This is a genomic window from Massilia sp. GER05 (genome assembly GCF_052056005.1).
Lineage (GTDB): Bacteria > Pseudomonadota > Gammaproteobacteria > Burkholderiales > Burkholderiaceae_D > Telluria > Telluria orientalis.
In genome coordinates, this window is the sequence record NZ_CP178858.1 from 4,513,314 (window position 1) to 4,524,300 (window position 10,987).

The 10,987-nt window shown below is 67.0% G+C and carries 8 protein-coding genes and 1 pseudogene; 5 read left to right on the top strand and 4 right to left on the bottom strand.

The window, feature by feature from the left end:
• Positions 1–34: 34 nt before the first annotated feature.
• Positions 35–1,393 (bottom strand): annotated as a pseudogene (locus ACL58G_RS20030) (BCCT family transporter); the annotation flags it as partial.
• Between the two features lie 358 nt (positions 1,394–1,751).
• Between ACL58G_RS20030 and ACL58G_RS20035 the strand changes: the two are divergent.
• From ACL58G_RS20035 to ACL58G_RS20050, 4 genes are all read left to right on the top strand, one after another.
• Positions 1,752–2,756, top strand: a complete 1,005-nt coding sequence (locus ACL58G_RS20035) for a LacI family DNA-binding transcriptional regulator (RefSeq protein ID WP_413388772.1) — start codon at positions 1,752–1,754, stop codon at positions 2,754–2,756.
• A gap of 94 nt (positions 2,757–2,850) precedes the next feature.
• Positions 2,851–5,310, top strand: a complete 2,460-nt coding sequence (locus tag ACL58G_RS20040; RefSeq protein ID WP_440962922.1) for a TonB-dependent receptor — start codon at positions 2,851–2,853, stop codon at positions 5,308–5,310.
• Positions 5,311–5,419: 109 nt separating this feature from the next.
• Positions 5,420–5,587 (top strand): hypothetical protein, encoded by a 168-nt coding sequence (locus ACL58G_RS20045; protein ID WP_440962923.1) that lies wholly within the window; start codon positions 5,420–5,422, stop codon positions 5,585–5,587.
• A gap of 8 nt (positions 5,588–5,595) precedes the next feature.
• Complete coding sequence (locus ACL58G_RS20050) at positions 5,596–6,552, top strand: glycoside hydrolase family 43 protein (RefSeq protein WP_440962924.1); 957 nt, start codon at positions 5,596–5,598, stop codon at positions 6,550–6,552.
• A gap of 94 nt (positions 6,553–6,646) precedes the next feature.
• Here the strand turns inward: ACL58G_RS20050 and kefC are convergent, their stop codons facing one another.
• Both kefC and kefF read right to left on the bottom strand, forming a co-directional pair.
• The gene (kefC, locus tag ACL58G_RS20055; protein WP_440962925.1) at positions 6,647–8,455 is read right to left on the bottom strand and encodes a glutathione-regulated potassium-efflux system protein KefC; all 1,809 of its coding nucleotides are present in this window, start codon (positions 8,453–8,455) and stop codon (positions 6,647–6,649) included.
• Positions 8,445–9,032 carry a glutathione-regulated potassium-efflux system oxidoreductase KefF gene (gene kefF / locus ACL58G_RS20060; protein WP_440962926.1) on the bottom strand — a complete coding sequence of 196 codons (588 nt, stop codon included), beginning with the start codon at positions 9,030–9,032 and terminating at the stop codon, positions 8,445–8,447. Before kefF ends, kefC begins: the two co-directional genes overlap by 11 nt.
• Before the next feature lie 157 nt (positions 9,033–9,189).
• Between kefF and ACL58G_RS20065 the strand changes: the two genes are divergently transcribed.
• The gene (locus ACL58G_RS20065) at positions 9,190–9,501 is read left to right on the top strand and encodes a hypothetical protein (RefSeq protein WP_413388767.1); all 312 of its coding nucleotides are present in this window, start codon (positions 9,190–9,192) and stop codon (positions 9,499–9,501) included.
• Positions 9,502–9,597: 96 nt separating this feature from the next.
• Here the strand turns inward: ACL58G_RS20065 and lpdA are convergent, their stop codons facing one another.
• Positions 9,598–10,986, bottom strand: a complete 1,389-nt coding sequence (lpdA, locus tag ACL58G_RS20070; protein WP_440962927.1) for a dihydrolipoyl dehydrogenase — start codon at positions 10,984–10,986, stop codon at positions 9,598–9,600.
• Position 10,987: the final 1 nt, after the last annotated feature.

Sequence of the window (10,987 nt, forward strand, 5' to 3'; positions counted from 1 at the left end):
CCAGCAGCAGCACGGCGGCCATCAGGCCCGCGCACGCGGCCCAGAAGATACGTTGCCAGACCGGCGGATTCGGGGCGCCGCCGGAGGTGATCATGTCGACGACCAGCGCGCCCGAATCGGCGGACGTGACGAAAAAGGTAATCACAAGCACGGTGGCGAGGCCGGACGCGATCATCGACAGCGGCAGTTGCTCCAGAACTTCGAACAGGGCCACCGGGAGATTGTCGGCGACGGTCTGCACGATCGGCGCCGCGCCGCCCAGGTCGAGCCGGATCGCGGTGTTCCCGAAGACGGTCATCCACAGGAACGTGAAGAGTACGGGGACCAGCAGCACCCCGCCGACGAACTCGCGGATCGTGCGCCCGCGCGAGATCCGCGCGATGAACATGCCGACGAACGGCGACCAGGAGATCCACCAGCCCCAGTAGAACAGCGTCCACTTGCCGAGCCAGACATTGGGCTCGTAGGCATACATGCGGAAGGTACGCTGCACGACTTCGCCCAGGTAGGTGCCGACGTTCTGGACATAGGCCTCGAGCAGGAATACGGTCGAGCCCGTGGCGAGGACGAACAGCAGCAGCGCGATCGCGAGGATGACGTTGAGTTCCGACAGCCGTTTCACGCCCTTGTCCAGTCCCGAGCCCGCGGACAGCGCCGCCATGCCCGTGATGACCGCGATCAGCACGATCTGCACCTGCGGCGTGACCGGGAGCCCGAACAGGTGCGCGAACCCCGCGTTCACCTGCAGCACGCCGAACCCCAGCGACGTCGCCACGCCGAACATCGTGCCCAGCACGGCGAAGATGTCGATGGCATGGCCGGCAGGGCCGTGGATGCGGTTGCCGATCAGGGGGAAGAGGCTCGACCTGAGCGTGAGCGGCAGGCCGCGCCGGAACGCGAAGTACGCGAGCGCCAGCCCGACCACGACGTAGATCGCCCAGGCGTGAAAGCCCCAATGGAAAAAGGTCAGCACCATCGCCTGGCGCGCCGACTCGATCGTGCGGCCGGCGCCCACCGGCGGCAGCGCATAGTGCTGGATGGGCTCGGCGACGCCGAAGAACAGCAGGCCGATCCCCATGCCGGCGCTGAACAGCATGGCGAGCCAGGACAGGTAACTGTATTCCGGCTCGCTGTCGTCCGGTCCCAGCCTGACGTCGCCATAGCGGCTCATCATCAGGAAGATCACGAAGATCAGGAAGAACGCGACGGACAGGATGTAGAACCAGCCGAAATCGCGCACGATACCCGCCTGGAGTGTATCGAACAGGCTGCCGACGCGTTTCGGAAACAGTGCCGACATGGCGGAAAAGGCGAGGACCAGCGCCGCCGACACGAAAAACACGGGCGGATTGACCTGGATCCATCGGCGTTGGCCCGGCAATGGGCTTGTCATATTGTTCACCTTTCTTGAGCGTTGTGCGGCCGCGCAGATGTCGGAATGCTACCCGGCATGCCAGGCAGATGTCGCCGGCAGGCTGCCGGGGACGGGCGACGGGAAGAGTTAGTGCTTGCTGAGCGGTCCGGGCAACCCGGGACTGTCATGGCTGGCGCCGGCAATGGGTAGCGCCGGTCGAGGCGGAGCGCTCGATGAGCGCGGCTGCGTTTAACCTGAATTATAAGCAATTATGTGCATTGGCACAAATGTGCTTAAATTTAAATCAACTACAACGCTGTAATAATTAGTGATAATGTTGTGCAACCGATGATCCCATGCGAACACCTTTGACATGACCAGGCCCCGCCGACCCACGATGACCGACATCGCCAAGCTGGCTGGCGTGTCGCAATCGACGGTGTCGCTGGTCATCAACCACATGAGCGGGGCGAAAGTGTCGAAGGTCACGCGCGAGACCGTGCTCCGGATTGCGCGCGAGCTCGGCTACCCCGTCGAGCGGCACGCGCATCCGGCCGCGGCCCAGACCCGCAACCTGATCGTCTATCTCACCGACGAGCTGGCGACGAGCCCGCACGCGATGCAGACCATCGACGGCGCCAAGGAGGCCGCCTGGGAGCAGGATTGCCTCGTCGCCGTGTTCGCGACGCGCGGCGATCCCGAACTGGAAGCGGCCGTGTTCGCGCGCATGCTGGACCATCCGGCTCTGCTGGGCGTCATTTACTCCACCATTTTCACCCGCGCCGTGACGGTGCCGGCCGCGCTGGAGGCGACGCCGACCGTCCTGCTGAACTGCCATACGCGCGACCGAGGGCGCGCATCGGTCGTGCCGAGCGAACTGCTGGGCGGCTATACGGCGACCATGCACCTGATCGAGAACGGACACAGCCGCATTGGCTTCATCAACGGCGAGCACTGGATCGAGGCGGCGGCCGAGCGCCTGAAGGGGTACCGGCAGGCGCTGTCGACGGCCGACATTCCGTTCGATCCGGTCCTCGTGCGCGCGGGCGACTGGCAGGTCGCGGCGGGGTACGAGCACGCGCTGTCGCTGCTGGACTTGCCGCAGCGGCCGACCGCCTTGTTCTGCGCCAACGACCTGATGGCCATCGGCGCGCTGGACGCTGCCCGCGAACGCAAGCTGGCGGTGCCGCGCGACTTGTCCGTCGTCGGGTACGACGACCAGGATATCGCCCGTTACACTCACCCGCCGCTGACCACAGTGTTGTTACCAAACTACGAAATGGGCCGCTGGGCGGCCGATTCCCTCATCGCGCAATGCCGCGCGGACCATGCCTCGAAGGCCATCATCAAGATGGAATGCCCTCTGGTGGCACGCGATTCCGTGGCCCCGCCAAGGCTGTAAAACCGCCCAAAAAGCGGGTTCAAGCGTGCGTCGGCCTGCCGACTTTTGCGTTAGCTTCCTGATAAAAATTATTACTAATTATGAGGAGAATCGCATGACCACGTTCCAGCTCCGGCCCGTGTGCGCGGCCATCCTTGCGCTGCTCGCCCAGGCCGCCAACGCGCAAACCACCGACACGTCACCCACGCAAGTCCAGCAGATCCAGCAGGTCACCGTGACTGGCCTGCGCGGCAGCATCCGCAGCGCCGAGGCGATCAAGCGCGATTCCGTGCAGGTCGTCGACTCGATCAACGCGGAAGACATCGGCAAGTTCCCCGACCGCGCCGCGGGCGACGCCCTGCAGCGGATCGCCGGCGTGCAGGTCGGCCGCGACCGGGGAGAAACCAGCCAGGTGATCATCCGCGGCCTGCCGGACGTCGTGACCACGCTGAACGGCATGGAATACTTCACGGGGAACGGCCGCCGGCTGCAGTACCAGGACCTGCCCGTGCAATCGATCGGCGGCCTGGACGTGTACAAGACGGCGACGCCGAACCAGCTCGAAGGCGGCATCGCGGGCGGCATCGACGTCCGGCTGCGCCAGCCGTTCGACCTGAAGGGCCGGAACGTGACGGGCTATGTGGAAGACCGCCGCCAGAAGGTGAGCGGGTCCGACGCGACGTCGACGAAGAACAATCCGGGCGCCGGCTTCTCGGCCAGCAACCGCTGGAACACGAGCTACGGCGAGATCGGCGCGCTGGTCGACGTGGCGTTCAACCGCGAGCACTGGGGCTATCCCGTGCAGTGGGTCGACCGTCCCGACCGCGTACATTCGATCGATGCGGATGGCGTCGGCACGCGCCTGGGCGACGGTCCGCTCGCGCCATCGACGCCGGGCGCGCGCCTGGGCGAGCTGCCCAACGTGGGCGGCATCTACAACGCGGGCGACCGCGACCGCGGCAGCATCCACGGCGCCCTGCAGTGGAAGGTCAACCCGACGCTGGAAGCGAACGTGCAATACCTCGGCACGGGCTACCGCGCGCGCAGCGAAGTGGATTACATCCTCGCCATCACGACGTGGACGCCGCGCCTGACCAACGTGCAGCTGGCGCCGCAGGGCGCCTACTGCAACACGCCGGAAGGCGTCGTGTGCCCGATCCAGTCCGCGTACGCGCAGGCCGCGCAGTATGGCGGGCCGTACGACTGGGATCCGTACACGGCCACGTCGACGTGGGGCGTGAAGGAACACACGACGTCGCACTTCCTGAACCTCGGCCTGAACTACCGCGAGGGACCGTGGAAGGCGAGCTCCAACTTCGGCTGGACCAAGTCGACGTTCGTGAACGACACGGTGATCGTCGACCAGCAGATCCCCGGCGCCAGCGTCGGCGTCTACACGTACGGCGCGGACGGCCACGGCGGCTACAACAGCGTGAGCACGCCCACGAGCCCGAACGCCCTGCGCGACCCGCGCGCGTTCGTGCTGCGCGGGATGGTGCAGAACTGGGGCATCTCGAAGGGCGAGCAGGTGCAGTGGCGCGGCGACGTGTCGTACCGGCTCGGCGACGGCTTCTTCTCGGGCATCGACGCCGGCTTGCGCCTGTCGAACCGCCTCGCCAGCTTCCACGGCGCGGAAGGCCACAGCGACATCGCGGGGCCGGTGCGCGCGAATCCCGTCGACGCGTTCGGCCCCGGTTTCGAAGCGCTGGTGCCGGGCCTCGACCGGCTGGGCGGCCCGTGGCTGACGCCGTCGCGCGACTTCCTGATCGACCAGGCCGACACGGTACGCGCGTTCTACGGCGCTTCTGCGGGCCGCGTGCCGGACGATCCGACCCGCACCTTCGAGCAGCGCGAAGGCACGAATACCGTGTACGTCGCGGCGCGCTGGAAGACGAAGGCGGGCGACGTCGACCTGTCCGGCACGGTGGGCGGGCGCTACGTCCACGTGGCGCGCAACCTGAACGGCAACAGCCGCATCGGCGACGTGGTGACGCCGATCGCCGTGAACTCGACGGAAAACAACTTCCTGCCCAGCGTTGCGGCCGTCGTCGGCTGGCGCGAGAACCTGCAGTCGCACCTCGCGGTCGGCAAGACGATCACGCGGCCGGACTTCGCGTCGTTGAACCCGGCGCTGTCGCTGATCCCGCCGACCGTCAACGCGCCCGGCACCGGCTCGTCCGGCAACCCGAATTTGCGGCCGACGCGCTCAGTGAACACGGACGCCACGCTCGAATACTACTTCCCGAAGAACGGCTACGCGCAGATCGCGCTATTCCACCGCGACATCGACGGCTATCTGCAGAACATGGAGTCGAACGAAGTCATCAACGGCCAGAACTATCGCGTGACGCGTCCGCAAAATTCCGGCAAGGGCACATTGCGCGGCGCGGAATTCGGCATCCAGAAGTTCTTCGACTTCCTGCCCGGCCCGTGGAGCAATTTCGGCGCGCAGTTCAACTACACCTGGATCGACGGCGACAACCAGAACGCCCGTCTCGCCGACGAGCACGGAATACCGCACGACGGCGCTGACGAATGTCGCGAAGAAGAATTACAACTTCGCGCTGCTGTATGAAGGGAACGGCATCACGGGACGCCTGACCGCGACACACCGCGGCAACTACGTCGAGCAGATCGCCGAGCCGCGCTTCTTCCAGGACCGCATCGTCAAGGCCAGCACGTACGTGGACCTGAGCGCGTCGTATGCGCTGAACAAGAACCTGTCGCTGCAATTCGACGCGATCAACCTCACGCACGAGAAGTACGAAAGCTATCTCGGCTCCGAGATCCGTCCGCGCGACATCCGCTACAACCCGACCACGTACGGCCTCGGGCTGCGCTTCTCGCTGTGAGCATGCCCATGGCGAAGACGTATCGCAACCCGGTCTACCCGGACGTGTTCGCGGACCCGTTCGTGCTGCGCCACGACGGCGTGTATTACGCGTACGGCACGGCGCCGGGCGGCGCGGACGGGCGCCAGGTGCCCGTCCTGCGCTCGACGGACCTCGTCGAATGGGAACCGCTGGGCCACGCGCTGCTGCCGATCGGCGAGGTGCACTACTGGGCGCCGGAAGTCGCGAGCCAGGGCGGTCGCTTCTACATGTACTATTCGGCGGGATCAAAGCCGGAAGGCACGGACCAGAAGCTGCGCGTGGCCGTCGCCGACCACCCGGCCGGCCCGTTCGTCGACAGCGGCAAGCTGCTCGTGCCCGATCGATCGTTCGCCATCGACGCGCATCCGTTCCGTGCGGAGGACGGGCAGTGGTATCTGTTCTACTGCGCCGATTTCCTGGAACTGGAAGGCGGGTACCGCGTCGGCACGGGCATCGTCGTCGACCGGCTCGTCGACATGACGACGCTGGCGGGCGAACCGCGCGTCGTGGTCCGTCCGCACGAGGACTGGCACGTGTTCCGCAAGGGCCGCACGATGTACGGGGCCGTGTACGACTGGCACACGGTGGAGGGCGCGGCCGTGCTGCGGCACGACGGCCGCTACTATTGTTTCTACAGCGGCGGCGCGTGGGAGCGCGACAATTATGGCGTCAGCTGGGTCGTGGCGGACGATCCGCTCGGGCCGTACACGCGGCCGGAAGGCGGGCACGAAGCGTTGCTCATGCGGACGCCGAAAGGCGGGGACCTGCTGGGGCCGGGGCACAATTCGTTCACCACCGGGCCGGACGGCACGTCCACATGGATCGTGTACCACGCGTGGGACCTCGCGCAGACGGCGCGGCGCATGTGCATCGACCGATTGGAATGGCGGGACGGCATGCCAGCCACGCCCGGCCCGACGTGGACGGAACAAACAGCGCCGTAGGGCGGGCACCCTGTGCCCACGCGTGACGCCAACACGCACATACGTTCGCGTGGGCCCGGAGAGCTCACCCTGCGATACTTGAAGTGCGAGCGATTCAGTCCCAATCGCTTCCTGTTTCTTCATCGAACGCCTTGCGGTCGCGCGAAATCATGGCTTCGAGTTCCTCGCGCGCCTGCTTGGCCATCGACACGAAGGTCTCGCGGTCCTTGTAATACGGGTACACCGCATCGAGCGTCTGCTTGTTGTAGCGCCTGAATTTCAGCGCGGCCTGCCGCGTGGCGTATGCGCTCTGGCCCAGGCCCGCCGTCATCACGGAGCGGCCCAGCCGCAGCGCCGCTTCAAAGGTCTCGCGCTCGATCAGTTCCACGCCCCGGTCCATCAGCTGGTAATAGTGCGTGACGTTGCGGGCGCGTGCGAACACGGGCAGGTCGGGATACTCGCGCCGCACGGCGTCCACGAGCTTCAGGCTGTCCTCGATGTCGTCGATGGCGACGACGACGGCTCTGGCCTTCGGCGCACCCGCGGCGCGCAGCAGGTCGGGCCGGGTCGCGTCGCCATAGAACACCTTGAAGCCGAAGTGGCGCAGCACCTCGATCTGGTCCGGGTCGTGGTCCAGCACCGTCAGGCGCACGTTGTTCGCGTGCAGGAAGCGGCCCACGATCTGGCCGAAGCGGCCGAAGCCCGCGACGATCACGTGGTCCTCGTTCGGCTCGATGCGGTCGGCCTTGCGCTTGCCGCCGCGGCCTTCGCGGCCGGCCGACAGGCGGTCGTAGGCCATCAGCGCGAGCGGCGTCACGACCATCGACAGCGCGACGACGACGACGAGGATGTTCGCCACATCCGGCGAGAACACCTTTGCCGTCGCGGCCGCGCCGAACACGACGAACGCGAATTCGCCGCCCTGCGCGAGCAGCAGGGAAAACTGCAGGTGCTGGCCGCGCGCGATCTTCAAGCCGCGCGACAGGCCGTACAACACGGCGATCTTGATGACCAGGAAGCCGGCGACGAGGCCCAGCACGAGGCGAGGCTGCGCGAGGAACACGGCGAAATCGACGGACATGCCGACCGCGATGAAGAACAGGCCGAGCAGCAGGCCCTTGAACGGTTCCAGGTCGGTCTCGAGCGCGTGGCGATATTCCGAGTCGGCCAGCAGCACGCCGGCCATGAACGCGCCGAGGGCCATCGACATGCCCACCCACTGCATCAGCAGCGAGATCGCGATCACGAGCAGCAGCGCGAACGCGGTAAAAATTTCGCGCGCATCCGTCTTGGCGATGATGCGCAGCAGGGGCCGGAGCAGGAAACGGCCCGCGACGACGAGGCCCGCGAGCACGCCCGCGACCTTCAGCGCCGCGATCCACGCATTTCCGCCGCCACCGGCGGATTCCGGCACGCCCAGTAAAGGCACGATGGCGATCATCGGGATCGCGGCGATGTCCTGGAACAGCAGGATCGCGAAGCCGGCCTGGCCGGCCGGTGTCGGCATCAGGTTGCGTTCTTCCAGCGAGGCGAGGGCGATCGCGGTCGATGACAGCGACAGGCCCAGGCCCGCGATCAGCGCGATCTTCCAGTCGATGCCGGCCAATAGCGCGGCGCCGAACAGGCCGGCCGCGACCCCGAACACCTGCGCGCCGCCCCAGCCGAAGATCGGCCGGCGCAGCGCCCACAGGCGGCTTGGTTCCAGCTCCAGGCCGATCAGGAACAGCAGGAGCACGACGCCGAATTCGGCGAAATGCAGCGCGTCCTCGCCATCGGCGACGAAGCGCAGGCCGAACGGGCCGATGAGGATCCCGGCGACGAGATAGCCCAGCACGGCGCCCATGCCGAGGCGCTTCGCGAGCGGGACGACCAGCACGGCGGCGCCGAGGTAGACGACCGCGTTCTGAAGAAGATTATGTTCCATCTGCACGCTCCTGTAGAGCGGCAGCGGCGAGGCCCGCATAGCCTTCAAGACGATGGCGGAACTCGGCAGCGAACGCGTCGATCGCTTCCGGCGTCGCCTGTGCGGCGCCGTGCATGACGAGCGGCGCGATCCAGTCCATGCCGCACAGGGCGGCCGTCGCTTCGTACGGCGCGAGGAAGTCGGCGAACGGCCGGCCGTGCAGGCCGCCGGGCCGGTAGGCGTCCGGACCGCTGCCCGTCGTCGTCACGAGCCAGAAGCTTTTCCCGCGCAGCGCGCACTCGCCCGTGTGGGCGTAATCGTTATAGGCCCAGCCGGGCTGCAGCACGACGTCCATCCATTCCTTGACGATGGACGGCATGCCATACCAGCGGAACGGGTGCAGGAACACGAGCAGGTGGGCGGCACGCAGCCGCTCGCGCTCCTGCTCGCCGTCGATGTCGAAATCGGGATAGCGTTGGTACAGCTCGCACAGCTCGACGCCGGGTAGCGCCTGTGCCGTCTCGGCGAGGCGGCGGTGGACGGGCGAGCGGTGCGGCGCCGGGTGGGCGTAGATCACCAGGATGTTCGGTTCGTTCATTCGTCATTCATCAATTGCAACATCGTTTTATAGCATACAAGACATGCCTTGCGTCATTCTCGCCCGACATGTCCTACAAGCCAGCCGGGTGCGTGCCTATAGTGGGCGGATACGGGAGGATTATGATGGTCATCAACGCGAACGAATGGAGAATCCTATGTCCATGCAGAGCGAAGGCAACAACGCCAAAGGGCGCAACTACGATCAGGTGACGAAGGACGGCACGAGTTCCGCCGGCACGTTGGGCGCGGGCGGCACCGGCGCCGGTACGAATGCTCAGTCGGATAGCGGCGGCAACCTGCAAAAAGGCAGGGCGGACGATTTGCTGAGCAATGATGCGGACCGCGACAGCGAAGGCTTCGTCGGCGAGGAGGCGGGTGAATTGCAGACCGGTCTCGGCGGCATAGGCAGCCTGAGCACCGGCAACGCGGGCAGCCGCCAGTCGGACGACGACAAGGCATCGGAGTAACGCCCGGCGGGTCCGGGATCGGGGACGCGCCAGCGGTCTGGTGCGCGGTACGGGCGAAAGGCGCCGGGGGCGACGCCGTTCGCCCGTGCGTTTTTGTCAGATGTGCAGCGCGTGGCCCAGCGCCCTGAGGGCCGCTTCCTGCACCGCCTCGCCCAACGTCGGATGAGCGTGGATCGTGCCCGCGACATCCTCCAGCTGCGCACCCATCTCGATCGATTGCACGAACGCCGCAGACAGTTCCGACACCGCGCCGCCGACCGCCTGCCAGCCGACGATCACGTGATTGTCCTTGCGGGCGACCACGCGTACGAAGCCGTCCGTGGACTCCAGCGTCATCGCCCGGCCGTTGGCGGCGAACGGGAAGCTCGCGCCGATGCAATCCACACCCAGCGCAGCCGCTTCCTGCGGCGTCATGCCCACGACGACCACTTCCGGGTCCGTGAAGCAGACGGCGGGAATCGCGCCCGGCGTGAAATGGCGGCGCTTGCCGGCGATGATCTCGGCCACCATCTCGCCCTGGGCCATCGCGCGGTGCGCCAGCATCGGCTCGCCCGTGAGGTCGCCGATGGCCCACACGTTGCGCATCGACGTGCGGCACTGGTTGTCGGTGCGGACGTAGCGCCCGTTCATGTCGAGCAGCAGGCTCTCCAGGCCGTAGCCCTCCGTGCGCGGCCGCCGGCCGACGGCAACGAGCACGCGGTCCGCTTCCAGCACGGCTTCCTCGCCGCCGCCGTCCTTCATGCGGACGCCACGGCCGTCCTCCGCGAGGCCCAGCACGCTCGATTCCAGGTGCAGGCCGATGCCCAGCCGCTTCAGGCTTGCCGCGACGGGCTTCACGAGTTCGTCGTCATAGGCGGGCAGCACGCGGCCGGCCGCTTCCACGACCGTCACGCGGGCGCCCAGCTTGCGGTAGGCGATGCCCAGTTCCAGGCCGATGTACCCGGCGCCGACGACGACCAGGTGCTCCGGCAGCGTCTCTGGGGCCAGCGCTTCCGTCGACGACACGACGTTGCCGCCGAACGGCATGAACGGCAGTTCCACGGGTACGGAGCCGGTCGCGAGCAGCAGGTGTTCGCAACGGATCCGCAGGTCGCCCACCGCGATCGTCTTGCCGTCCAGGATGCGCGCCCAGCCTTGCACGACTTTCACGCCATTCTTCTTCAACAGCGCGCCGACGCCGCCCGTCAGGCGCTTGACGACGCCGTCCTTCCACGCGACCGTTTGCCTGACATCGATGGTCGGCGCGCCCGCGCGGATGCCGAGCGGCGACTCGCCCGTGTAGCTGGCGGCCTGGTGGAAGGCGTCTGCCGCATGGATCAGCGCCTTGGACGGGATGCAGCCGATGTTCAGGCATGTGCCGCCCAGGTCCGCGCCTTCGACGAGCATGGTCGGGATGCCCAGCTGCCCGGCACGGATCGCGGCGACGTAGCCGCCCGGGCCGCCGCCGATGACGAGGAGGGTGGTGTTCTCGGTATTGACCGTCATG

Excerpts from the sequence above, each read along its gene's own strand:
- ACL58G_RS20035 (WP_413388772.1), top strand. The coding sequence starts at position 1,752 with ATGACCGACATCGCCAAGCTGGCTGGCGTGTCGCAATCGACGGTGTCG.
- ACL58G_RS20040 (WP_440962922.1), top strand. The coding sequence starts at position 2,851 with ATGACCACGTTCCAGCTCCGGCCCGTGTGCGCGGCCATCCTTGCGCTG.
- ACL58G_RS20050 (WP_440962924.1), top strand. The coding sequence starts at position 5,596 with ATGGCGAAGACGTATCGCAACCCGGTCTACCCGGACGTGTTCGCGGAC.
- kefC (WP_440962925.1), bottom strand. The coding sequence starts at position 8,455 with ATGGAACATAATCTTCTTCAGAACGCGGTCGTCTACCTCGGCGCCGCC.
- kefF (WP_440962926.1), bottom strand. The coding sequence starts at position 9,032 with ATGAACGAACCGAACATCCTGGTGATCTACGCCCACCCGGCGCCGCAC.
- ACL58G_RS20065 (WP_413388767.1), top strand. The coding sequence starts at position 9,190 with ATGTCCATGCAGAGCGAAGGCAACAACGCCAAAGGGCGCAACTACGAT.
- lpdA (WP_440962927.1), bottom strand. The coding sequence starts at position 10,986 with ATGACGGTCAATACCGAGAACACCACCCTCCTCGTCATCGGCGGCGGC.